The organism is Kitasatospora sp. NPDC114501 (genome assembly GCF_055633695.1).
In genome coordinates, this window is sequence record NZ_JBVKDS010000024.1 from 56,487 (window position 1) to 78,727 (window position 22,241).

Annotated in this window: 19 protein-coding genes; 9 read left to right on the forward strand and 10 right to left on the reverse strand. The window is 75.3% G+C overall.

What is annotated here, in order from left to right:
- Positions 1 to 80: 80 nt before the first annotated feature.
- A complete protein-coding gene (locus ACZ7RU_RS34375) occupies positions 81 to 776 on the reverse strand; it encodes a class I SAM-dependent methyltransferase (protein WP_470344910.1) in 696 nt (231 codons plus the stop codon).
- A 145-nt stretch (positions 777 to 921) separates the two neighbouring features.
- On the opposite strand from ACZ7RU_RS34375, the gene ACZ7RU_RS34380 reads away from it, so the two are divergent.
- On the forward strand, positions 922 to 1,527 hold the full coding sequence (locus ACZ7RU_RS34380; protein WP_470344911.1) for a DUF4396 domain-containing protein: 606 nt from the start codon (positions 922 to 924) through the stop codon (positions 1,525 to 1,527).
- Between the two features lie 140 nt (positions 1,528 to 1,667).
- Here ACZ7RU_RS34380 and ACZ7RU_RS34385 read toward each other — a convergent pair whose 3' ends face one another.
- Positions 1,668 to 2,201 carry a PadR family transcriptional regulator gene (locus ACZ7RU_RS34385; RefSeq protein ID WP_470344912.1) on the reverse strand — a complete coding sequence of 178 codons (534 nt, stop codon included), beginning with the start codon at positions 2,199 to 2,201 and terminating at the stop codon, positions 1,668 to 1,670.
- A 168-nt stretch (positions 2,202 to 2,369) separates the two neighbouring features.
- On the opposite strand from ACZ7RU_RS34385, the gene ACZ7RU_RS34390 reads away from it, so the two are divergent.
- Together ACZ7RU_RS34390 and ACZ7RU_RS34395 are read left to right on the forward strand one after the other, a co-directional pair.
- Entirely contained in the window at positions 2,370 to 3,140 is a 771-nt protein-coding gene (locus ACZ7RU_RS34390; RefSeq protein WP_470344913.1) for an alpha/beta fold hydrolase, read from the forward strand.
- A 101-nt stretch (positions 3,141 to 3,241) separates the two neighbouring features.
- On the forward strand, positions 3,242 to 4,165 hold the full coding sequence (locus tag ACZ7RU_RS34395) for an aminoglycoside phosphotransferase family protein (RefSeq protein ID WP_470344914.1): 924 nt from the start codon (positions 3,242 to 3,244) through the stop codon (positions 4,163 to 4,165).
- Positions 4,166 to 4,185: 20 nt separating this feature from the next.
- On the opposite strand, the gene ACZ7RU_RS34400 is transcribed toward ACZ7RU_RS34395, so the two are convergent.
- From ACZ7RU_RS34400 to ACZ7RU_RS34420, 5 genes are all read right to left on the reverse strand, one after another.
- Positions 4,186 to 5,049, reverse strand: coding sequence for a 5-oxoprolinase subunit C family protein (locus tag ACZ7RU_RS34400; protein WP_470344915.1), 864 nt, complete (start codon positions 5,047 to 5,049; stop codon positions 4,186 to 4,188).
- A gap of 12 nt (positions 5,050 to 5,061) precedes the next feature.
- A complete protein-coding gene (pxpB, locus tag ACZ7RU_RS34405; RefSeq protein ID WP_470344916.1) occupies positions 5,062 to 5,745 on the reverse strand; it encodes a 5-oxoprolinase subunit PxpB in 684 nt (227 codons plus the stop codon).
- Positions 5,742 to 6,518, reverse strand: a complete 777-nt coding sequence (locus ACZ7RU_RS34410) for a LamB/YcsF family protein (RefSeq protein ID WP_470344917.1) — start codon at positions 6,516 to 6,518, stop codon at positions 5,742 to 5,744. The genes pxpB and ACZ7RU_RS34410 overlap by 4 nt, the downstream gene beginning before the upstream one ends.
- Positions 6,519 to 6,712: 194 nt before the next feature.
- On the reverse strand, positions 6,713 to 7,237 hold the full coding sequence (locus ACZ7RU_RS34415; RefSeq protein WP_470344918.1) for a hypothetical protein: 525 nt from the start codon (positions 7,235 to 7,237) through the stop codon (positions 6,713 to 6,715).
- A 260-nt stretch (positions 7,238 to 7,497) separates the two neighbouring features.
- Complete coding sequence (locus tag ACZ7RU_RS34420) at positions 7,498 to 8,568, reverse strand: IPT/TIG domain-containing protein (RefSeq protein WP_470344919.1); 1,071 nt, start codon at positions 8,566 to 8,568, stop codon at positions 7,498 to 7,500.
- 185 nt (positions 8,569 to 8,753) lie between these two features.
- Here ACZ7RU_RS34420 and ACZ7RU_RS34425 point away from each other — a divergent pair, with 185 nt between their 5' ends.
- The 4 genes from ACZ7RU_RS34425 (at position 8,754) to ACZ7RU_RS34440 (ending at position 16,752) form a co-directional block, all read left to right on the forward strand.
- Positions 8,754 to 10,292 (forward strand): hypothetical protein, encoded by a 1,539-nt coding sequence (locus ACZ7RU_RS34425; protein WP_470344920.1) that lies wholly within the window; start codon positions 8,754 to 8,756, stop codon positions 10,290 to 10,292.
- Positions 10,293 to 10,396: 104 nt separating this feature from the next.
- On the forward strand, positions 10,397 to 11,272 hold the full coding sequence (locus tag ACZ7RU_RS34430; RefSeq protein ID WP_470344921.1) for a hypothetical protein: 876 nt from the start codon (positions 10,397 to 10,399) through the stop codon (positions 11,270 to 11,272).
- Positions 11,273 to 11,390: 118 nt separating this feature from the next.
- Entirely contained in the window at positions 11,391 to 15,953 is a 4,563-nt protein-coding gene (locus ACZ7RU_RS34435; protein WP_470344922.1) for a hypothetical protein, read from the forward strand.
- Between the two features lie 19 nt (positions 15,954 to 15,972).
- Positions 15,973 to 16,752, forward strand: coding sequence for a metallophosphoesterase (locus ACZ7RU_RS34440; protein WP_470344923.1), 780 nt, complete (start codon positions 15,973 to 15,975; stop codon positions 16,750 to 16,752).
- 20 nt (positions 16,753 to 16,772) lie between these two features.
- Here the strand turns inward: ACZ7RU_RS34440 and ACZ7RU_RS34445 are convergent, their stop codons facing one another.
- Together ACZ7RU_RS34445 and ACZ7RU_RS34450 are read right to left on the reverse strand one after the other, a co-directional pair.
- Positions 16,773 to 17,249, reverse strand: coding sequence for a hypothetical protein (locus ACZ7RU_RS34445; RefSeq protein WP_470344924.1), 477 nt, complete (start codon positions 17,247 to 17,249; stop codon positions 16,773 to 16,775).
- A gap of 207 nt (positions 17,250 to 17,456) precedes the next feature.
- Positions 17,457 to 18,152: a FadR/GntR family transcriptional regulator gene (locus ACZ7RU_RS34450; protein WP_470344925.1), complete on the reverse strand. Its 696-nt coding sequence runs from the start codon at positions 18,150 to 18,152 to the stop codon at positions 17,457 to 17,459.
- 170 nt (positions 18,153 to 18,322) lie between these two features.
- Here ACZ7RU_RS34450 and ACZ7RU_RS34455 point away from each other — a divergent pair, with 170 nt between their 5' ends.
- Both ACZ7RU_RS34455 and ACZ7RU_RS34460 read left to right on the forward strand, forming a co-directional pair.
- Entirely contained in the window at positions 18,323 to 18,877 is a 555-nt protein-coding gene (locus ACZ7RU_RS34455; RefSeq protein ID WP_470344926.1) for a gluconokinase, read from the forward strand.
- Complete coding sequence (locus ACZ7RU_RS34460) at positions 18,874 to 20,268, forward strand: GntT/GntP/DsdX family permease (RefSeq protein WP_470344927.1); 1,395 nt, start codon at positions 18,874 to 18,876, stop codon at positions 20,266 to 20,268. The genes ACZ7RU_RS34455 and ACZ7RU_RS34460 overlap by 4 nt, the downstream gene beginning before the upstream one ends.
- A 208-nt stretch (positions 20,269 to 20,476) precedes the next feature.
- Here ACZ7RU_RS34460 and ACZ7RU_RS34465 read toward each other — a convergent pair whose 3' ends face one another.
- Positions 20,477 to 22,069: a glycerol-3-phosphate dehydrogenase/oxidase gene (locus tag ACZ7RU_RS34465; protein ID WP_470344928.1), complete on the reverse strand. Its 1,593-nt coding sequence runs from the start codon at positions 22,067 to 22,069 to the stop codon at positions 20,477 to 20,479.
- Positions 22,070 to 22,241: the final 172 nt, after the last annotated feature.

Consider the following 22,241-nt stretch of genomic DNA (forward strand, 5'->3'; position numbering starts at 1 on the left):
GGTGACGGCTTTCCGTTCACCCTTTGTTCCGGCTCCGCGGCCGGGGTCCCCCTCGGTCCGGAGCCCTTTCGGGACGCGCGCTACGGCGCCGGCCGCGCCCGGACCCAGGTGCGGTCCGCGGTCAGGTAGCGCTCGACCACCAGGTCGGCCTCCCCGAGCGCCTGCTCGAACGCCTCGGTACCGAGCGGGCGGGACAGGAAGGTCTGCGTCCAGGTGCCGTCCGGGAAGACGTACTCGAAGCGCACGGAGTCGACGCCGTCGCCGACCGGTGTGACCGAGACCAGCCGGGCCCGCGCGTCCGGGCCGATCGAGCTCTCCCGCGGCACGTTCCGGTGCCAGTCCTCGCCCTCGCGCTGCACCAGGACGCAGCCGTCCTCGGCGACGTGCCGGCGGCAGGTCGCCAGCAGGCGCCGGCGGACCGTCTCGTCACCGGCGTGCACCAGGAAGGAGGCGAGCACGACGACGTCGAAGCGCTCGCCGAGGTCCAGGTCCTCGATCGGGCTGCGCACCGTACGGACGTCCGCGCGGACCCGGGCCAGCATCTCGGCGGACTCGTCCACGGCGGTCACGGTGAAGCCGCGGTCGGTCAGCGGGTGCGTCATCCGGCCGACGCCGCAGCCGAGTTCGAGGATGCGGGCGCCGGGCGGCACCGCGGCCTCGATCACGTCCGGTGCCTCGCCCGCGGGGAGGCGGCTCCACACCTCGACGGCGCAGCCGTCCGGGGTGATCGCGCCCGCGCCCGTTCCGTCGTAGCCCTCACGTCGTTCCTCTGCCATGCCGCTCATCGGAACACGGACGGGTGCGCGGCGGAAGAGGGCGCCGGAGAGGGATTGCGACATACCCCATGGGGGTATATGTTCGACCAGCGACGGAACGAGGGAAGTGGCGCCGAACGGGGCGCCGGGGCAAGTGGAGGACGACATGGCGCACCCCGCGCGGCACGAGCAGCACGAGCACACCGACCAGCAGCACGCCGGTCACGGGCACCACGGGCACCACGGGCAGCACGGTGGCCACGAGCACCACGGGCACGACCGCGCCGGCCACGGGGCGCACGCCGGCCACCACCAGGGCCAGGGCGCGGGCGGCACCGGCTGGCGGACGGCCGCTCAGGCGACCCTGCACTGCCTCACCGGCTGCGCCATCGGCGAGATCCTCGGCCTGGTGCTCGGCACCGCCTTCGGTCTGCACAACGGCGCTACCGTGGTGCTCTCGGTCCTGTTGGCCTTCGTCTTCGGCTACGCGCTGACCATGCGCGGCGTGCTGAGGGCCGGCCTCGACGTCGGCGCCGCGGTCAAGGTCGCGCTGGCCGCCGACACCGTGTCGATCCTGGTGATGGAGCTGATCGACAACACCGTGATGGTCACCGTCCCGGGGGCGATGGACGCCGGCCTCGGGGACCTGCTGTTCTGGGTGGCGCTGGCGGGCGCGCTGGTCCTGGCCTTCGTGCTGACCGTCCCGGTCAACAAGTGGATGATCGGCCGGGGGCGCGGCCACGCCGTGGTCCACGCCTACCACCAGCACTGATCCCGCCCCGAGGCGCCGGACCCCCTTTCGCCTGCGGCCCGCACCGACCGTTCGACGGTCGGCGCGGGCCGCGGCGCGTCCGGGGGTCGGGCCGGGGCCGGTCCGGCGTTCCCGCCGTTGCGCGAATCCTCGGGTGCGGTCTACCGCGGGCCGTCCTCCAGGTCGGCCAGGGTCGCGTGCAGCCAGGCGAGTTCGGCCTCAGTGGTGGCGCGGGCGACCAGCAGCAGGCCGCGCCGGAACGGGTCGGCGAACTCCTCGGCGCCGAGGGGGCGGTCGCCCTCGTAGAAGAAGCTGGCCGGCTCGGCGAGGAAGGCCAGCCGGCGGCGGAGCACGGCGGCCTGGGCGGCGGGGTCGGCGAGGTGTCGCAGGAAGGCGAGCAGGGTGAACCAGCGGTTCTCGTCGCTGACGTCGAGCGGCTCGGGCCCGCGCAGCCGGTCGAGCAGCGCGGCACGGCCGGCTTCGGTGAGGTGCAGGGTGTGCCGGGGCGCGGCGGCGCTGCCCGGTTCGGTCTCGCGGACCAGCAGGCCGTCGGCCTCCAGGCGCTTGATCGCGGGGTAGAGCGTGCCGTCGCTGATCGGGCGGACGTGGCCGGTGAGCGCGGCGAGGTGGCGGCGCAGCTCGTAGCCGTGCAGGGGGCGGTCGTACAGGAACCCGAGGATGGCGAGCTTCAGCATGGGGCCACTCTCTCAGATCATTCCCTCGGGGTGTGGGTATATCGTTTCCGCGATACCTCGAATCCGATGTATTGTCCTGGTCGTCCGCCGGAACCCCGGAGCCGCTTCCTCGACCTTCGGGAGCCGACGACCGGGAACGGCCACCCCTGGAAGAGGAGCGAGAGAGCAATGCGCGAGGCCCCCGTCACCCCGAACGGCGACCGGATCCGCTGGGTCGAGCTGCCCGGCGCCGAGCCGGTCCGGCTCTACCTGCACGGGCTCGGCGCCAGCTCGCCGGCCTACTTCGCGGCCGCCGCCGCCCATCCCCTGCTCGCCGGGCGGCGGTCGCTGCTGCTGGACCTGCTCGGCTTCGGCCTCAGCGACCGGCCGGCGGACTTCGGCTACACGCTGGAGGAGCACGCGGACGCGGTCGCGGCGGCGGTGACGGCCGCCGGGCCGGACCGGGTCGAGGTGGTCGGCCACAGCATGGGCGGGGCGGTCGCGATCGTCCTCGCCCAGCGGCACCCGGACCTGGTCGAGCGGCTGCTCCTGGTGGACGCCAACCTGGACCGGATCGACCTCGACCGGCGCAACCCCGGCAGCAGCGGCATCGCGGCCCACACCGAGGAGGAGTTCCTGGCCGGCGGCCGGGACGAGGTCGCCGAGCGGGTCGGCCCGTTCTGGTGGTCCACCATGCGGCTGGCCGGCCCGGAGGCGGTCTACCGCAGCGCCCGCCACCTCGCCCGGGCGACCGTCCCGACGATGCGGGAGACGCTGCTCGGCCTCGACCTCCCGCGCACCTTCCTCCACCCGCAGGCGGACGGCGAGCCGACGGGCGCCGACGCCCTCCGCGCCGCGGGCGTACGGGTGGTCGCGGTGCCGGACTGCGGGCACAACATCATGCTCGACAACCCCGACGGCTTCGCGGCCGCCGCAGCGGAGGCGCTCGGACGGGGGTGAGTGCGGCCCGGCTTCGGCCCGGCCCGACCCGGACAGGCCCCGGCCGACCCGCTCCGGGCCCGCCGTAGGCTGAGGCGGACCGCCCGAGAGGAGCCCGCCCGATGCCCGTCGAGGTCCCGCCCGCGCTGGCCGCGTCCCTGGAGGAGTTCCTCGGCGCCGAGGGCCGGGACTGGGCTGCCCGACTGCCCACCGTGGCCGGCGAGTTGCTGGACCGATGGGAGCTGCGTCCGGACGGTCCGGTCGCGCACGGCATGGTCGGGCTGGTGCTGCCCGTCCTGCGGGCCGACGGCGCACCGGCGGTGCTCAAGCTCCAGCCCGTGGGCGAGGAGACGGTGGGCGAACCGCTCGCCCTGCGGAGCTGGGACGGCCGCGGCGCCGTCCGGCTGCTCGACCACGAGCCGGCCACCGGCTCCCTGCTGCTGGAGCGGCTGGACCCCGGGCGCTCCCTGCTCGACCTGCCCGACGGCCTCGCGGCGCTGCGCGTGATCGCGGAGCTGCTGAGGGAGTTGACGCTACGTCAGGCACCGCCCGGGCTGCGGACCCTGGCGGACGGATCGGCCCGGCTGCTGGAGCGGTTCCCGGCGGCCGTCGCCTGCCTCGCCGACCCGGCCGAGCGGCTCCTGCTCGCCGACTGCGCGGCCGCCCTGAGCGCGGTCCGCGCCGAGCCCGGCGACCGCCTGCTGCACTGGGACCTGCACTACGGCAACGTACTGGCCCCGCTCCCGGGCAGCGGCCGGGCGCCCTGGCTGGCCATCGACCCCAAGCCGCTGGCCGGACACCCGGGCTTCGAGCTGCTCCCGGCGCTGCGCAACCGCTGGGCGGACGTGGTGGCCGCCGGTGATCCCGCTCGGTCGCTGCGGCGGCGCTTCGACCTGCTGACGGAGACGCTGGAGCTGGACCGCGAGGTGGCGGCGGCCTGGACGCTCGCCCGGGTGCTGCAGAACGCGGTCTGGGCGGCCGAGGAGGGCGAGGCACGGCTGGACCCGGCCCAACGCGTCGTCGCCGAGCTGTTGTTGGGGCGATGAGCACGGACCCCGCGCGTCGTTCAGCGTTCTCGCAGGGGCGTGAAGCGCACCGGCGTCCCCGGCCGTGCCTGGGCGGCGGCCGCGAGGTCGCCGACCGGCACGACGCCGATCACCGGATAGCCGCCGGTGGTCGGATGGTCGGCCAGGAACACCACCGGCTGCCCGTCCGGAGGAATCTGCACCGCGCCCAACACCATGCCCTCGCTGGGCAGTTCGCCCTCCCGGGCGCGGGCGACCGGCGGGCCCTCGGTGCGCAGCCCGACCCGGTTCCCGGTCGGCGAGACCAGGTACCGGTCGCGGCCGAGGCGGGCCACCGCCTCCGGGGTGAACCAGTCCGCGCGCGGTCCGAGCCGCAGCCGTAGCACCAACTCGGCCGGGGGAGCGGGCAGTGGCACCAGCTCGGGCCGGGGCCGGTGCGGCGGCGGGGCGCCGACCGGCAGCCGGTCCCCGGCGGTCAGCGGGGCCGGCCCGAGCCCGGCGAGCAGGTCCGTCGAGCGGCTGCCGAGCACCGGCGGGACGGCGATCCCGCCCGCCACCGCCAGGTAGCCGCGCACCCCGGCCGTCGCCGCCCCCACGTCGACCACCGATCCGGCCGGCACCACGAACGGCGCGCCCCAGGCGGCCGGGCGGCCGTCCACCCGGACGGGCGAGGGCGCGCCGGTGACGGCGACCAGCACCGGACCGACGGCCCGCAGCGCCACCCCGCCGAGCGTGGTCTCCAGCCCGGCGGCCCCGGGTTCGTTGCCCACCAGCCGGTTGGCCGCCCGCAGCGCGGGCTCGTCCAGTGCCCCGGCCCTCGGCACCCCGAGGTGGGCGACCCCGCGCCGGCCGAGGTCCTGGACCGTGGTCAGCGGTCCCGGCCGCTCCACCACCAGCTCGTTCAACTCCGCCTCCCCTCAGCCCCGTTCCGCCGTGAAGCGGACCCGGGTGCCCGGGGCCAGCAGGGCCGGCGGCTCGCGGTCGGTGTCCCAGAGGGGGAGCGCCGTCCGGCCGATCAGCTGCCAGCCGCCGGGGGAGGGGTGCGGGTAGACGCCGGTGTACGGACCGGCCAGGGCCACCGAGCCGGCCGGGACGGAGCTGCGCGGGGTGGACCGGCGCGGCACCTCGTAGCGGGCCGGGAGGCCGGTGAGGTAGCCGAAGCCGGGGGCGAAGCCGCAGAACGCGACGACGTACCCGGGCTCGGTGTGGATCCGGACGGCGGCCTCCTCGGAGACCCCCCACAGCGCGGCGACCTCGGCCAGGTCGGCGCCGTCGTACACGGTGGGGACCTCCACCAGCGGCCCGTGCGCCGTTCCGGCCGCCGTCGGACGGGCGGTGCGCAGCAGCGCCGCCACCGCGTCGACGTCCGCGACGCCGTCCAGCAGCACGGTGCGCGCGGCCGGCACCAGTTCCTCGACCGCGCCGAGTTCCCCCGCCTCCCGGCGCTCGGCCAGCCAGCCGTACAGCGCCGCCACCTCGGCCGTCCCGGGCAGCTCGACCAGCAGCGCCCGGTCACCGACCAGGCGGACCGTCCCCGCCGTCGGGTGCAGCGGCCCTGCGGCCGGGTGCACCGCTCCCGCCGTCAGGTGCGGTCCCGTCATGTGAAGGCCTCCACCCGGACCCCGGCGGAGGCCAGGGCGCCGCGGATCCGCCAGGCGAGCTGGGCGGCGCCGGGGGTGTCGCCGTGGACGCAGAGCGAGCGGGCCTCGACGGCGATCCGCTCGCCGCCGGCGGCCTCCACCGTGCGGTCCCGGGCGATGCCGACGGCGCGGGTGATCACCGACTCGGGGTCGTGCACCACCGCGTCCGGCTCGCGGCGCGGGACGAGGGCGCCGGTGCGGGCGTACGCGCGGTCGGCGAAGGCCTCGGAGACCACCGGGAGCCCGACGCCCTCGGCGACCTCCAGCAGCAGGGAGCCCGGCAGGCCGAGCACGGGCAGCGGCCCGTCGCAGACGGCGCCCGCCCGGAGCACGCCGGCGACCACGGCCTCGGCCTGCTCGGAGTCGCCGACCACCCGGTTGTACAGGGCGCCGTGCGGCTTGACGTAGGAGACCCTGGAGCCGGCCGCGCGGGCGAACACCTGGAGCGCGCCGATCTGGTAGGCGATCTCGTCGGCGAGCTCCTCGGGGGGCACGTCCATCGCGCGGCGGCCGAAACCGGCCAGGTCGCGGTAGGAGACCTGGGCGCCGATCCGGACACCGCGCTCGGCCGCCAGCGCGCAGACCCGGCGCATCGTCGACGGGTCCCCGGCGTGGAACCCGCAGGCGACGTTGGCGCTGGTCACCACGGACAGCAGGGCCTCGTCGTCGGTCAGGGTCCAGCGTCCGAACCCCTCTCCGAGGTCCGCATTGAGATCGATCACCGCATCGGCCACGCCCGTCCGCCTCCCAGCAGCTGTTGAGCCAGATGGTAGGGCCTGCGGATGAAGGGCGTTGTCCGTGACCCGGGGCGCCCCGCGAGCGCCGCGGCGTGTGCCAGGGACCGCGCGCCCCGGGGCGGCGCCGCGCGGTCCGTGCCGGTCCGCCCGGGCCCGTGCCGGTCCGTGGGCGGGTCGCGTCGGCGCCGGGCTCAGCCGGCCGTCGCCGGTTCGCGCCAGGAACGCTCCAGCGGACGCAGCGCCCGCAGCACGACCAGCAGCGGGATGACGCCGACGACCCCGAACGACATGTCGATGAATCGCCATGCCAGCGGAATCCCGCGCAGCGGCCCGCAGATCAGCGCCAGCGGGATGACGGCCCCGCAGGCGAGCACGGCCCAGCGGATCACCCAGACGTTGCGGACCGGGTCCCTGAGCGGCCCCCAGAAGGCGGCGGCGATCACCAGGTGGGCGAAGGCCAGCCAGTCGGTGCCGTACGCCAGGAAGGGGTGGCGCTCGTTGGTCTCGGCGATGCCGGTGTGGACCCGTTCGAGCCAGGCCGTCGCGCCGGGGAGGCGGTCGCTCAGCGGGGCGGCCGGGCCGGCGGCGAGGTCGACCAGCCAGCGGGTCTCGGTCTCCAGCGGGAACGCGGTCAGCCCGCTGAGCACCAGGCAGACCAGGAAGAACCAGAGCCACCGTCGGACCTTGCGAAGGATGACCGCCGAGTCGCCGTCCATCTCGCACACCTCCAAGCCGAGCATGCCGAAGTGCGGGCGGAGCCTTGTCCCGCCTGCGCGGAAGCGACTCTAGACCTATCTTTTGAACGTGTTCAACTCCATGCTGTGGCGAAGCCGGGCGAGGGGGTGAGGCCGAGGTCGGGCGCGGCCGGGCCGGCGGCGACGGGCGGCCCCGCAACGCGACGGTGCCCGGGCTCCGCGGAGCCCGGGCACCGATGGCGGGCGGTACGCCCGTGCGGCCGCTGCGCCGCGTCCGGCCGTTACGCCGTGTAGGTGTAGGTCACCGGCGCGCTGGTCCCGCCCGCCGTGGTGACCGTGACGCCCACCGGTCCGGCCTGGGCGCCCGCCGGGGCCGTGGCCGTGCAGAAGGACGGCCCGCAGGAGACGTGCGTGGCCGGCACCCCGCCGAAGGCCACCGTCCCGTACGTCAGGTTGCTGCCGATCACGTTCACCCTGGTCCCGCCCACGGCCGGGCCGGAGGTGGGGGAGAGGCTGCTGACCACCGGTGCGGCCGGGGCCGGCGGCGGGGCGCCGGTGTAGTCGAAGGCGGCCGGGGCCGCGGCCGTGCCGCCGGGCGTCACCACGCTGACCGGGGCGCTGCCCGAGCCGCCCGGGGTGGTCACCGTGCAGGCCGTGTCGGTGCAGGTGCCGGGCGCCGGGACGCCGCCGACCAGCACCATGCCGTTGGCGAGGTCGGTGCCGCTGACGGTCACGGCGGTGCCGCCCGCGCCCGGGCCGCCGGCGGTGTCGAGGCCGGTGACGGTCGGGGCGGCCTGGACGGTCGCCGGCAGGTAGCTGCGGCTGCCGAGGTCGTAGCGGGAGATGTGGCCGGTCGGGTCGGTGTCGTTCGGGTTGGCGGCCGTCACGGTGATCACGCCGGTGATCGGCACGCCCGGCGTGGTGGCCAGGTTGAGCTTCATGAACTCGCTCTTCCCGACCACCCGGGTGCCGGTGAGCACGGCCTCCAGGTGGCGGCCGTCGGGCGACAGCGTCTCGGTGAAGGTGTAGTCGTACGGGGTGGAGTAGAACATCGCGCCGCCGGTGGTGACACCGGGCGGCAGGTCGACGGTGAAGTGGGTCGGGCCGGTGAGGTCCGCGGTGCCGGCCGACACCCACGCGGCCGACATGTTGCCGGAGGTGAAGAAGCCGCCGGGGTAGTTCCCGTTCTGCGACACGGTCACGTGCTGGGCGGACGTCGACGTCTGCACGGCGGACGTCCCTGTCAGGGCGGCCGGTGCGGCCGCGGCGCCGGTGGCGAGGACGGCGCCGGCGGCGAGGGTGGTCGCGGACAGCGCTGCGGCGAGGCCCGCCTTGGCCAGTCGGGTGATCATGGGTCGATCATCACCGAACCGACGCGCAGCCCTCACGGTTTTCTCGAATGCGGGTTCGGGAATGGCGGAATCCCGTCGAAACCACGTTCTGAACCGGCCCCTCGCACCGCCGCCCACCTGCCGCTCCGCCCGCCCGCAAGGTCCGTTTCGGTCGATGTCGGTGCGAACCTCTAATCTTGTCCTCCGTGACCGCCATCGCAGACCCGCCCACCGAGCCCGGCCTCCGACCGCCCGCCGGTCCGGCCGCCGCGCGCCCCGCGCCCGGCCCCGCCGCCGACGAGGGCCTGGCCCGCCGGCTCAAGGCGCTGGCCTGCACCGCCCCGCTGCACGACCTGGACAACCGCAAGGTCAACCTGGCCGGCGAGTACGGCGGCTACGCGATGGCCGAGGTGGGCCTCGCCGCGATCGACCTGGTCACCCTGCACATGGACTTCGACACCGGGGCCGACCGCGAGATAGTGCTCGCCCGGCTGCTGCCCCGGGTCGCCGCCCAGGCCGCCGGCCGCCCCGCCACCGAGCACGAGCGAGTCGCCCGCTGGGTGCTGGAGTCGCTGATCAACGTCGGCAGCGTGGACCGCGGCTTCCGCGCCGTCTACGGCACCTTCGGCGCGGACGGCGAGTACGTCCGCCGCGACTACGACTTCAAGCTGATCGAGGAGGTCCCCGGCCCCGACGGCGGCGTCTACCTGCGCACCACCGACGAGGCGGTCAACGTCCTGGTCGGCGCGCTCGACACGGACGTCACCTCGGCCCAGATCGCCGCCGAGGTCAAGCTGGAGGTGCTGATCCGCCGCGGCCGCCTGGCCGACGCCCAGCTCGCCGCCGAGCAGGCCCGCTACCGCACCGTCCAGTACGCCGAGACGCTGCGCCGCGCCCTGGACGCCACCCGCCGCAACGTGCGGGCGGTCGACTGGATGCGCGCCGTTCCGGACCTCATCGAGGAGGCGCTGGACCACATCGCGGACCGCTACCGGCACGAGAACGCGATTCTCACCAACATCCGCAAGGCCCGCGACGAGGCCGAGGAGCCGGAGCACAAGCGCCGCGCCGCCGAGCTGGTCGACATCGTCAAGGACTGCATCCGGCGCCACACCCAGCTCCAGACCCGCCTGCTGGAGGCCGGCCCGCTGTTCCGCGCCGAGCAGGACCGGCAGGCCTTCGCCACCCCCGGCGCCCGCAGCGGCATCGACCTCTACGGCCAGCTGCTCGCCCCCGTGCTGCGGCTGCCGGTGGAACAGGCCGTCCGCCCCACCGGCGCGTTCTTCGCCCGCGGCGCCGGTCTGCGCACCCCCGTCTCGGTCCGCGTCGCCGACCTGGTCGACCTGCTGCTCACCCCGCCGGTCGAACGCGAGCACCTCGGCGCCGAGCTGCCCGACCCGGACCTGGTCGCCACCCCGGACGACAGCCGCTTCTCCGAGGCCCAGCTGGAGTCCGCGATGGTCCTGCTCGACCTGCCCCCGGACGCCCCCCGCCGGCTCTCCGGCCTGCTCGCCGACGCCCGCGAGCAGGACCCCGACCTGCCGTACCTGGTCGCCCTGCTCGCCGTGCACGCGGCCAGCCCGCCGGTCGGCACCGCCTACCGCCAGGGCGAGGAGCGGCTGCTGTTCGCCGTGGACGACGGCACCCCGCTGCGCGACCAGGAGTTCGGCGGCGCCGACCTGATCGTCGGCAGCGCCCTGCTCGACGCGGTCGGCATGGCCGCCGACCGCAAGGACGCCGGCTGACGGCCGGGAAGCACACACCGGGACCACACCCGCCGGGACCAGACCTTGCCGGAACCCACCTTGACGAACCGTAACCGCCGCGCCACCCCCGAGGAGCACCGCCCGTGACGACCCACCACGACACGTCCTGGGCGGCCGAGAGCGAACCCGCGGCCCCCGCGCCGATCACCCCGGCCGACGTCGCGGACGCCGCCCGGCTGGTCTCCTTCGGCCTCCAGGCCAAGCTGCTGCCCGCCCGGGACGCCGAGTACGCCGAACTGGTGCGCCGCCACCGCGAGGACCCGCCGTTCGCCCGGCTCGCCGACGCCATCGCCACCGGCATGGGCCTGGTCGTCCTGGAGGTCTCCCCGCGGGCCGGCATGGCCGTGGCCGCCGCCGAGGACTCGCTGTTCGCCGTCCGGATGGGCGACTACTCGCGCCGCGCCGCCTCCGAGTCCACCGACCGCTTCCTGCACGGCCTCGCCCACCTGGCCGTCGCCGCGATGGCCTTCCCCCGCCCCGAGGACCTCGCCGACGACGGCTACCTCGGCCGGATCACCGTCAACGGCGTCGACTCCTTCGTCCGCCAGGCCTGCCGCCGCCTGGAGGAGCAGGCCGACGCCGAGGGCGCCAACACCGACCCGGCCTCCGACGCCCCCGGCCTGGAGGCGGCGTGGCGGGTGTGGGCCCGGCGCACCGCCACCGGCGCCACCAAGGACGCCCGCCGGCTCTCCGGCTCCACCATCGGCATCGTCGCCAAGGCCGTCCTGTTCCTGGTCGACTCCGGCTTCCTGCAGAAGGTCTCCGACGACTCCGGCGGCACCTACCGCACCACCGCCCGCTACCAGCTCCAGGTGCGCGACCTGGCGGGCAGCGCCGCCATGGCCGAACTGCTCGACCTCGGCATCGTCGCGGTCTCCGACGGCACCGCCAGCCTGCTGCCGCCGGACACCGGCGACGAACTGGTCGCCGACGCGGGGCTGCCGTTCCACTCGCTCTGAGCCCGGGGCTCCGGGACCACCCGCCCCGAGCCCCCACCGCGCCGGCCGCGGCCCACCCGCCCCGCGCCGGCCCGCCGCCCATCCCTCACGCCACGCAAGCCACGGAGAACCGCCGCACATGTACGAGCTCAACCGGGTCCGCCTCTACTCGATCGGACCGGCCGGCGCCCGCTACGCCGACACGGTGCTCGACCTGCGCGGCGTCGGCGAGCCGGTCGCCGACCCGGCCCCGCAGCAGATCGGCCTGTTCGGCGAGGACCCCGACGGCCCGGTCCGCCGCCCCGCCCCGGCCGGCGTGCTCTTCCTGGAGAACGGCGGCGGCAAGTCCGTCCTGCTCAAGCTGATCTTCTCGGTCATGCTCCCCGGCCACCGCAACACCCTCGGCGGCGCCAGCTCCGGCGTGCTGCGCAAGTTCCTGCTCGCCGACGACTGCGGCCACGTCGCCCTGGAGTGGCAGCACACCGTCACCGGCGAGCTGATCGTGGTCGGCAAGGTCAGCGAGTGGCGCGGCCGCCAGGTCTCCTCCGACCCGCGCAAGTTCGCCGAGACCTGGTACTCCTTCCGCCCCGGCCCCGGCCTGACCCTCGACTCGCTGCCGGTCGCCGAGCGGGTCAGCCTGGCCGGCGACCAGAAGGCCCGCGGCCGCCGGCGCACCATGAAGGGCTTCCGCGACGCCCTCACCGAGGCCGGCAAGGCCCACTCCCACCTCGACCTGGTCTTCGAGGACGGCCACGACCGCTGGACCGAGCACCTCGGCGAGCTCGGCCTCGACCCCGAACTCTTCCGCTACCAGCGCGAGATGAACGCCGACGAGGGCGAGGCGGCCGGCCTCTTCGCGGTCAAGCACGACAGCGACTTCACCGACCTCCTGCTGCGCGCCGTCACCGACACCCGGGACACCGACGGCCTCGCCGACCTCGTGCACGGCTTCGCCGCCAAGCTCGGCCGCCGCGCCGAACTCACCGCCGAACGTGACTTCACCGCAGGGTCGTTGGACCTGCTGGAGCGCATCGCCGAGGCCACCACGGCCCGCGAGACCGTCCGCGAGGCCCACCGCACCGCCGAGCGCCGCACCCGCCGGCTCGCCCACGCCCTCACCTCGCGCGCGGCCGCGGAACGCGACCGCGCCCAGGACCTCGCCATCGAGGTCGCCGCCGCCGCGAGCGCCGTCACCGCGGCCGAGGCCGACCGCACCCGGCACAGCCTGATCACCGACGAACTCACCCACCGGCACGCCACGTTGAGCCTCACCGCCGCCACCGCCGAGGCCGCCGCGCTGCGCCGCGAACTCATCGACGCCCGCACCCTGCACGCCGCCTGGCAGGCCGCCGAGGCGGTGCTGCGCCAGCGCGCCGCCGCCGACCGGGTCGCCCGGGTCGCCGCCGCGATCCGCGAGGCCGAACTGGACGCCGCCCCCGCGCTCGCCGCCCGCGCCCGCGCCGCGACCGCCCTGGCCCGCGCCCTGGAGGCCGCCGCCGCGGCCGCCGAGTCCCGCGCCGACACCGAGGAGGAGCGCGCGGGCGAACTCCAGCAGGACGGCGGCAAGGCGCAGTCCGACGCCACCGAGGCCGCCACCGCCGCCCAGAAGGCCCGCAGCGAGGCCGAGCACCTGCGCCAGCGCCTCGCCGAGGTCGAGCAGGAGACCGAGGCCGCCGTCTCGGCCGGCTTCATCGACGCCGACGGCGACGTGGACCCGGCCCGCGCCGCGCTGCACGCCGCCGACGTCGAGAAGGCCGCTGCCGCCGCGCTCGCCCAGGCCCGCGCCGCCGCAGAGGCCTCCGCCGCCCGGCTCCGCGAGGCCGCCGCCGCCACCTCGCGCGCCGAACTCGCCGCCGAGCGGGCCGGCGACGCCCGCAAGGACGCCGCCAGGGCCCTCGCCGCCGAGCAGCGCACCGCCGCCCTGCTCGCCACCGAACAGCGCCTCGCCGACCTGCTCTCCCTGACCCCCTACCAGGACGGCGCCGACGAGGACGCGGGCTTCCTCACCCCCACCGTGCTCGACCGCAACGCCGAGTACCTGCGCGAACTCCTCGACGAGTCCATCGCCACCGCCGAACGCACCCTGTTCGACCTCCGGACGGCCGCCGCCGACGACTCCCGCATCCTCGCCGCCCTCGGCGACGGCGGCCTGCTGCCGCCCGGCCCGGACGTGCTCGCCACCGTCGAGTACCTCGCCGAGCACGGCATCCCGGCCCTGCCCGGCTGGCGCTACCTCGCCCAGTCCGTCGACCCGGCCGACCACGACGCGATCCTCGCCGCCCGCCCCGAACTGGTCGACGGCGTGGTCGTCACCGACCCGGCCTCGCTGGAGCGCGCCCGCGAGGCCCTGCAGGCTGCCGCCCTGCTGCCGCGCTCCACCGTCGCCGTCGGCGCCGCCGCCTCGCTGATCGCCCCGATCACCGACGAGCCCGCGTTCTTCCTCGTCCCGCCGAACCCGGCCATGCACGACGAGTCCGCCGCCGACGGCGAGCGCCGCGACCTGCGCGCCCGGGCGAGCGCCCGCGAGGAGCACATCCGCGAACTGGCCGGCCGCCTCGGCGCCGACCGCGCCCTGGCCGCCCGCCTCGCCTCCTGGCACGCCAGCTGCCCGCCCGGCACCCTCGCCGAACTCGCCGCCGCCGCCGAGGCCGCCCGCGAGCACGCCGAGCAGGCCGCCGCCGCCCTGGCCACCCTGCGCGCCGACCACGACGAGGCCGAGACCGACCACGCCGCGGCCGCCGCCGCCCACGAGGAGCACCGCGAGGCCGCCCAGCGCGCCCGCCGCCGCGCCGACGCCCTCTCCGGCCTCGCCTTCCGGCTGCGCGAGCGCGGCAACTGGGCCCGCCGCCAGCGCGAACTCGCCGAGGACGCCGCCGAGTGCGACCGCCGCCAGGCCCTGTGCGCCGAGCGCGCCCGCACCTGCGACGAGGACCGCCGCGCCGCCCAGCGCGCCGCCGACGACGCCCGCCGTACGGCCCGCGCGCTGCGCGCCGAACGCGCCGAGATCCCCGCCGCCGAGCACACCGACGAGCCCGCCGAGACCGCCCCCGCCGCGCTGCCCGCCCTGCGCGAGGCCTACCGCGCCGCCTCCCAGCTGTACGAGAAGGTCGGCGTCGGCGCCGACCTGCGCGCCGAACAGGCCCGCGCCGAGGGCGACGAGGCCGCCGCCGCGGCCGAACTCGACCGCCTCACCAACAAGGTGCGCACCCGGGCCGAGGAACTGCTCGGCAGCCCCGACGGCGCCGACGGCCCGGCCCGGCAGGCCGCCGCCGCCCGCGCCGAGGAGCTGGTCGCCACCATCGAGGCCCGCTCCGCCGTTGCCAGCGAGCAGCTCGGCCGGCTGCGCGGCGAGGCCGAACGCTCCGCCCCCGCCGACGGCGAGGCGCACACCGAGCTGCCCGAGGACCTCGTCCCCACCGACCCGGAGCACGCCCAGGCCCTGCTGCGCACCGCCACCAGCCGGCTCGCCGAGCGCCGCGAGGCCCTGGACGCCGCCCGCACCGCCCACGCCGACCTCCAGCGCACCTTCGACACCGCCCAGGCCGCCGCCGCCGACTTCGACGAGCTGGCCGGCCAGCTGCGCGACGGCCTGCGCGACCACCAGGAGGACCCGGAGGACCCGGTCGAGCCGTACCTGGGCTCGCTGACCGAGGCCCGTACCGGCGCCACCGAGGCACGCCGCGCCCTGCGCACCGCCGCCGGCGAGCTGTCCTCCGCCGAACTGGCCGTCCGCGACGCCTCCGACGCCCTGGTCCGGCACGCCAACGCCGCCCGCTACGAGGCCGTCCGCACCCCGGCCCGCCAGCAGATCCGCGAACTGCCCGCCTCCGCGCTGCCCGAGCACGCCGCCGCCTGGGCCGCCGCCTTCGCGCCCCGGCTGCGGGTGCTCACCGACGAGCTCGCCCAGCTGGAGAAGAACCGCGGCTCGATCGTGGACCGGCTGCGCGGCCTGGTCGAGTCCTCGCTCACCACGCTGCGCGCCGCCCAGCGGCTGTCCCGGCTGCCCGAGGGCCTGGGGGAGTGGTCCGGCCAGGAGTTCCTCCGGATCCGCTTCGAGGACCCGGACCACGCCACCCTGGTCGAGCGCCTGGGCGAGGTCATCGACGAGGCCACCCGCGCCGCCGTCAGGAAGAACAGCGACCTGCGCCGCGACGGCATGTCCCTGCTGCTGCGCGGGGTCGCCGCCGCGATCGGCCCCAAGGGCGTCAGCGTCGAGATCCTCAAGCCCGACGCGGTGCTGCGCGCCGAGCGGGTCGGCGTCGGTCAGATGTCCGACGTCTTCTCCGGCGGCCAGCTGCTCACCGCGGCGATCGCGCTGTACTGCACGATGGCCGCGCTGCGCGCCAACGACCGCGGCCAGTCCCAGCTGCGGCACGCGGGCACGCTGTTCCTGGACAACCCGATCGGCCGCGCCAACGCCACCTACCTGCTGGAGCTCCAGCGGGCCGTGGCCGACGCGCTCGGCGTCCAGCTGATCTACACCACCGGCCTGTTCGACACCACCGCGCTCGCCGAGTTCCCGCTGGTGATCCGACTGCGCAACGACGCCGACCTGCGGGCCGGCCTCAAGTACATCTCGGTCGAGGAGCACCTGCGTCCGGGCCTGCCCGCCGCGCCGGACCCGGACGGCCCGACCATCCACGGCGAGATCACCGCCACCCGGATGTTCAAGCGCCCCGCGGAGGTTCCCGCCCAGCCGTGAAGTGGATAGCGTGATCGTCATGTTGACGATCGCGCACCTCAGTGACATCCACCTCGGCCAGGTCCACCGCGGGGACGGCGGCGAGCGGGCCCGGCGGCGGGCCGAGCAGGTGATGGCGTACCTCGACACCCTGCCCGGCCCGCTGGACGCGGTGCTGGTCACCGGCGACCTCGCCGACCAGGGCCTGGCCGAGGAGTACCGGCAGGTGGCCGAGGTGCTGAAGTCCCGGCACCCGGTGCTGATCTGCCCCGGCAACCACGACTCCCGGGCGCCGTACCGGGAGGTGCTGCTCGGCGAGGAACCGGGGGAGGCGCCGGCGGACGGGCCGGTCAACCGGCTGCACCGACTGCCGGGCGCCGACGTGCTGATGCTCGACTCGTCGATACCCGGGCAGGACGACGGCCTGCTGGACGAGCGGACGCTTGACTGGCTGGACACGCAACTCACCGAGGGGCGTACCGAGTTGCCGGCGCTGGTGGCCTTCCACCACCCGCCGGTGGAGCTGCACCTGCCGTACGTCGACCCGATCCGCCAGTTCGGCGAGGAACGGCTGGCGCGAGTGCTGCGCGAGCACCCCCGGGTGGCCGCCCTGCTCTGCGGCCACGCCCACACCGCCGCGGCCACCACCTTCGCCGGCCTGCCGCTGCTGGTCGCGCCCGGCGTGGTCTCCACCGTCACGCTGCCCTTCGAGAGCGGGAGCGACATCGCCTTCGACCACCCGCCGATGCTGGCCTTCCACGTCCTGGACGGGGACCGCCGGCTCACCACCCACTACCGGGCGCTGCCGGTGCGGGACTGACCGACCCGACCCGCCCGCCGCTACGGGTGGTTGGGCCGAACCCGGGCCTGGCGCGGCGGCTGTTTCCCGGGCCCGTACGGCTGCTGCCCCGGTGCGTACGGCTGCTGCCCGGGGCCGTACGGCTGGGGCTGCGGCTGGGCCGACTCGTACGGCTGCCGGTACACCGAGGAGGAGCCGGGCCGGGGGAGCGGCCGCGCGGCCGGCGGCGCGGAGGGCGTCCGACTGCCCGCCATCGGGTACCCGGAGCCCGGCGCCCGCATCCGCTGGGCCGCGATCTGGCGGGAGATCAGGATCTCCAGCAGGCACCACATGGTGCCGAACACCCCGAGCCCCATCGCCAGCAGCGCGGGCGTCAGCAGCCAACTGCCCGCGTACGAGGCCAGGGTCGCCACCACGACACCCACCAGGGTGAAGGACAGGCAGAGCACCGCCCGGACTGCGGCGGCGCGCACCTCGTCGGGCAGGCGGCGACGACGACGGCGGCGTGGCACGGACATCGAGCGACCCCCAGGCGCGTGGCGCGTGTTCGGTGAAGCATACGGAACGGGCGCACACGAAACACGCCCCTTCGCCTCACTCTGCCCAGCCGAACCGGGACTATGCGTCCGAAACCGTCGAACTCCCGCCAAAACGTGCCATCCGGGCAGTCCCGGTAGTCCCGGCAGGCCGCGAGGGGCGGGCCCGGCGGTCGGGTGGACCAGGGCTCAGCCGAGCTGGAGGTTGAGCTCCTCCAGCGCGCCGGTCACGATCGTCCGCATCGCCTGCTCGGCGTGGACGGCGTCCTCGGCGCAGATCGCCTCCGCGACCTCGCGGTGCAACCGGATGGCGTACGGCTCCGGCTGATGGGGCATCAGATGGTACTCGGTCCGGCCGGTGAGCACCGCCGCGACGGTGTCCCCGAGGTGGGCGAACATCTCGTTGCCGGAGGCCCGCAGCACCAGGGAGTGGAAGGCGATGTCGTGCCTGAGGAAGGCGGTCAGGTCGGCGGCCCGTGCGGTGACCGTCAGATCCACGGCCAGTGAGCTGAGTTCGCGCCGCTCGTCGTCGCTCGCATGGGTGGCGGCGAGCGCGGCCGCGGCCGGTTCGACGGCCATCCGCAGCGAGCCGAGGGAGCGCAGCTGGGCGGGCCGGTCCGAGCCGGCCAGGCGCCAGCGGATCACCATCGGGTCGAAGACGTCCCAGAGCGTCCTGGGCTGCACGGTGATCCCGACCCGCCGCCGGGAGGCGACCAGGCGCATCCCCTCCAGGATCCGCACCGCCTCCCGGACCACCGTCCGGGACACCCCGAACCGGGCCTCCAGCTCCTCGCCGCGCAGCACCGCCCCCTCGGGAATCTCCCCCGACGCGATCGCCGGCCCGAGTTCGTCAAGCAGCCGCCCGGGCAGCCCCTGGATCTCCATCCGCCCAGCCTAGACGCCGGCCCGCCGAGCCCTCATGCCGCCCTGCGGGCGCTGACGCCGCCCTGCGATCCAGGCCACACCGCAAAAGTATGACGATTTGGTTTCCGTCACTTGAATACGTCATATCTTTGAGGCGATAGTGGCGGCCAGGCAACGAAGGAGCACCACCCATGGCTCTCAGCGTCGAGATCCACGACCTCCCCCAGGCCCCCCTCACCGTGGTGGTGATGGGCGTCTCGGGCGTCGGCAAGACCACCCTGGCCCGTCTGCTGGCGGACCGCCTCGCCCTCCCCTTCGCCGAGGCGGACGACTTCCACCCCCCGGCCAACATCGCCAAGATGTCGGCCGGCATCCCGCTCGGCGACCAGGACCGCGCCCCCTGGCTGCGCGCCATCGGCGCCTGGCTCGCGGAGCGGACCGAGTCCGGCAGCGGCGGTGTGGTCACCTGCTCGGCGCTGAAGCACCGCTACCGCGACACCCTGCGCGCGGCCTGCCCGGGCGCCTTCTTCCTGCACCTCAGCGGTGGCCACGAGCTGGTCGAGGACCGGCTCAACCACCGCACCGGGCACTTCATGCCGTCCTCGCTGCTCGACTCGCAGTACGCCGCCCTGGAACCCCTGGAGGCGGACGAGCGCGGGGCCGTCCTGGACGTGGGCCCGTCCCCCGAAGAACTCGTCGAGATGGCCGTGGCGCTGCTGCGGCCCGTCAATGGAGACCTCGCGTGACCATTGCCCCCACTCTGCTGGCGGCCGCCCCACCGGCCCTGCCGCACACCGGCAGCGACTCCCAGCTGCTGATCGCGGTGCTGCTCAGCATCGGTGCGATCGTCGTACTGATCACCAAGCTGAAGCTGCACCCGTTCCTCGCCCTCACGCTCGGCTCCGGTCTGCTGGCCGCCGTCGCGGGCGCCCCCTTCGACAAGCTGCTCAGCAGCTTCTCCACGGGCTTCGGCTCCACCGTCGCCGGCGTCGGCCTGCTGATCGGCCTCGGCGCGATGCTCGGCAAGCTGCTGGCGGACTCCGGCGGCGCCAACATCATCGCGGACACCGTGCTCTCCCGCACCGGCAACAAGGCGCTGCCCTGGGCGATGGCGCTGATCGCGGCCGTGCTCGGCCTGCCGCTGTTCTTCGAGGTCGGCGTCGTCCTGCTGATCCCGATCGTGCTGCTGGTCGCCCGCCGGGGCAACGTGCCGCTGATGCGGATCGGCATCCCGGCTCTGGCCGGACTGTCGGTGCTGCACGGCCTGGTGCCCCCGCACCCGGGCCCGCTGGTCGCCGTCGACGCGCTGAAGGCCGACCTCGGCATCACCCTGGCGCTCGGCCTGCTGATCGCCGTCCCGACCCTGGTCATCGCCGGTCCGCTGTTCGCGCGGCTGGCCGAGCGCTGGGTCGGCCCGCTGGAGCTCCCGGCGCCCACCGCCCCCGCGGAGACGGCCAAGCACGACCGCACCCCGTCCTTCGCCGCGGTGCTGGCCACCATCCTGCTGCCGGTCGTGCTGATGCTCGGCAAGGCGCTGGCCGACGTGGTGATCGACGACCCGAAGGCGATCGGCCAGCGGGTGTTCGACTTCGTCGGCTCCCCGCTGATCGCGCTGCTCGCCGCGACCCTGCTCGGCATGGTGACCCTCGGCAGGGCGGCCGGATTCGACAGGGCCCGGATCTCCGACACCGTCGGCAAGTCGCTCGGGCCGATCGCCGGCATCGTGTTCATCGTCGGCGCGGGCGGCGGCTTCAAGCAGACCCTGATCGACGTGGGCGTCGGCAACGCGGTGAGCGAGTGGTCCGGCAAGTGGCACATCTCGGCGCTGCTGCTGGGCTGGCTGATCGCCGTGCTGATCCGCCTGGCCACCGGCTCGGCGACGGTCGCCACGATCACCGCGGCCGGCATCGTCTCCCCGCTCGCCGCGAACATGTCCTCGACCCACGCGGCCCTGCTGGTGCTCGCGATCGGCGCAGGTTCGCTGTTCCTCTCGCACGTCAACGACGCCGGCTTCTGGCTGGTGAAGGAGTACTTCGGGATGAGCGTCGGCCAGACGCTGAAGTCCTGGTCGGTGATGGAGACGGTGATCTCGGTGGTCGCCATCGCCCTGATCCTGCCGCTCAGCCTGGTCATCTAGCGCGTAGCAGTCGACGCACGAAGCAGTCGACGCACGAAGCAGTCGACGCACGAAGCAGCAACGCCGAGGGGCGGCACCCGTACCGTACGGGTGCCGCCCCTCGGCGTATCCCCGCCCGAACCGGCGGGCGGCCGCCCGGCACGCCGGAGGGCGGGCGCCCGGGGGAGACCCCGAACGCCCGCCCTCCGCGAGCGGTCCGACCTACGTCCTACTTCTTGCGCGTCGCCAGGAAGGCCTCGACCTCGGCCTTGATCTCCGGCGTGTCCAGCCCGCGCACCGTCATCGTGGTGCGGCGGCGCAGCACGTCGTCCGCGGTGTACGCCCACTCGTTGTCCGCCGCGTACGCGACCTGCGCCCAGACGTCCGGGCCGTCCTCGTGGATCGGCCGGCCGAGCTCCGGGTTCTCGTCGATCATGCGGGCGATGTCGAAGGACAGGGTGCCGTAGTGGCTGGCCAGGTGCTTGGCCACCAGCGGCTCCATCCGCGAGCCCGGCTCGCGGTCGATCAGCAGGCGGTGCGCCACCGCGTTCGGCGCGCCGACGCCCGGCAGCGGGACGGTCGGGGCGATCGGGGACATGTCCTCGCCGAGGCTGGTGCCGGGCACGTGGGCCAGCTTCTCCAGCACGGCCCGGCCGATGTGCCGGTAGGTGGTCCACTTGCCGCCGGAGACCGACAGCATGCCGCCGCGGCCCTCGGTGACGACCGTCTCGCGCTTGGCGGCGGCGGTGTCGCCCGGGCCGCCCGGGAGCACCCGCAGGCCGGCGAAGGAGTAGGTGATCAGGTCGCGGTCGAGGTGCTCGTCGCGGATCGCGTGCGCGGCCTCGCCCATGATCTGGTCGATGTCCGCGTCGGTGGCCCGGACGTCCTTCGGGTCGCCGGTGTACTCCTCGTCCGTGGTGCCGAGCAGGACGTGGTCCTCCCACGGGATGGCGAAGGAGACGCGGTACTTGTCGATCGGGATGGTCAGCGCGGCGCGCCACGGCGAGCGGCGCTTGACGACCACGTGCGCGCCCTTGGAGAGGCGGATCGACGGCGCGGCGCCGGCGTCCTCCATCTTGCGCAGGTGGTCCACCCACGGGCCGGTGGCGTTGAGCACCAGGCGGGCGTCGACGCCGAACTCGGTGCCGTCCAGGCGGTCGCGCAGCTCGGCGCCGGTGACCCGGCCGCCGGTGAAGCGCAGCCCGGTGACCTCGGCGTGGTTGAGCACCACGGCGCCGGCGTCGACCGCGGCGCGCACGGTCATCACGGCGACGCGCGAGTCGTTCATCTGGTGGTCGCCGTAGACGGCCACCGAGCGCAGGCCCTCGGTGCGCAGCGCGGGCACCTGCTGGGCGGCGTGAGCGGCGGTGGAGACCCGGCCCATGCCGTCGCGGAAGGCGGACAGCGCCGAGTACAGGAAGACGCCGGCGCCGAGCTTGGCGGCGCCGTGCGGGCCGCCCTTGTAGACCGGGACGAAGAAGGTCAGCGGGTTGACCAGGTGCGGGGCCACGTCGGTGGAGAGCGCGCGGCGCTCCTTGTGGTTCTCCGCGACCAGCTTGACCGCACCGGTCTGCAGGTAGCGCAGACCGCCGTGGACGAGCTTGGAGGAGGCGCTGGAGGTGGCGCCGGCGAAGTCGCCGGCGTCGACCATGGCGACCTTCAGGCCGGCCTGGGACGCGGTCCAGGCGACGGCCGTGCCGAGGATGCCGCCCCCGATCACCAGCAGGTCGTAGGTGGCCTTGCCGAGCAGTTCACGGGTCTCGGCGCGGGAGGCGGTGTGGCCGGCGGTGCGCTCGGCGCCGAGGGTCGGGATGGTTGCCATGGTGGTTGTGTACGGCGCGCGGGTCCGGCGGCGCCGTTACTCCTCTCGTGTGCGGTGCGGCCCCTCGGGAGAGGCCGGTCGGCCCGGTGCGGCGGGCCGGTGAAACACGGTGACACCCGCTGCCGGAACAGCGGGCGGCCGGCCGGGGCACGGGGCCCCGACCGGCTGTTCG

What these genes read in the sequence shown, in the direction of transcription:
- ACZ7RU_RS34380 (WP_470344911.1), top strand. Translation starts at nt 922, where the DNA reads ATGGCGCACCCCGCGCGGCACGAGCAGCACGAGCACACCGACCAGCAG.
- pxpB (WP_470344916.1), bottom strand. Translation starts at nt 5,745, where the DNA reads ATGACGGGACCGCACCTGACGGCGGGAGCGGTGCACCCGGCCGCAGGG.
- ACZ7RU_RS34375 (WP_470344910.1), bottom strand. Translation starts at nt 776, where the DNA reads ATGGCAGAGGAACGACGTGAGGGCTACGACGGAACGGGCGCGGGCGCG.
- ACZ7RU_RS34445 (WP_470344924.1), bottom strand. Translation starts at nt 17,249, where the DNA reads ATGTCCGTGCCACGCCGCCGTCGTCGTCGCCGCCTGCCCGACGAGGTG.
- ACZ7RU_RS34435 (WP_470344922.1), top strand. Translation starts at nt 11,391, where the DNA reads ATGTACGAGCTCAACCGGGTCCGCCTCTACTCGATCGGACCGGCCGGC.
- ACZ7RU_RS34415 (WP_470344918.1), bottom strand. Translation starts at nt 7,237, where the DNA reads ATGGACGGCGACTCGGCGGTCATCCTTCGCAAGGTCCGACGGTGGCTC.
- ACZ7RU_RS34450 (WP_470344925.1), bottom strand. Translation starts at nt 18,152, where the DNA reads ATGGAGATCCAGGGGCTGCCCGGGCGGCTGCTTGACGAACTCGGGCCG.
- ACZ7RU_RS34395 (WP_470344914.1), top strand. Translation starts at nt 3,242, where the DNA reads ATGCCCGTCGAGGTCCCGCCCGCGCTGGCCGCGTCCCTGGAGGAGTTC.
- ACZ7RU_RS34465 (WP_470344928.1), bottom strand. Translation starts at nt 22,069, where the DNA reads ATGGCAACCATCCCGACCCTCGGCGCCGAGCGCACCGCCGGCCACACC.
- ACZ7RU_RS34440 (WP_470344923.1), top strand. Translation starts at nt 15,973, where the DNA reads ATGTTGACGATCGCGCACCTCAGTGACATCCACCTCGGCCAGGTCCAC.
- ACZ7RU_RS34420 (WP_470344919.1), bottom strand. Translation starts at nt 8,568, where the DNA reads ATGATCACCCGACTGGCCAAGGCGGGCCTCGCCGCAGCGCTGTCCGCG.
- ACZ7RU_RS34390 (WP_470344913.1), top strand. Translation starts at nt 2,370, where the DNA reads ATGCGCGAGGCCCCCGTCACCCCGAACGGCGACCGGATCCGCTGGGTC.
- ACZ7RU_RS34385 (WP_470344912.1), bottom strand. Translation starts at nt 2,201, where the DNA reads ATGCTGAAGCTCGCCATCCTCGGGTTCCTGTACGACCGCCCCCTGCAC.
- ACZ7RU_RS34455 (WP_470344926.1), top strand. Translation starts at nt 18,323, where the DNA reads ATGGCTCTCAGCGTCGAGATCCACGACCTCCCCCAGGCCCCCCTCACC.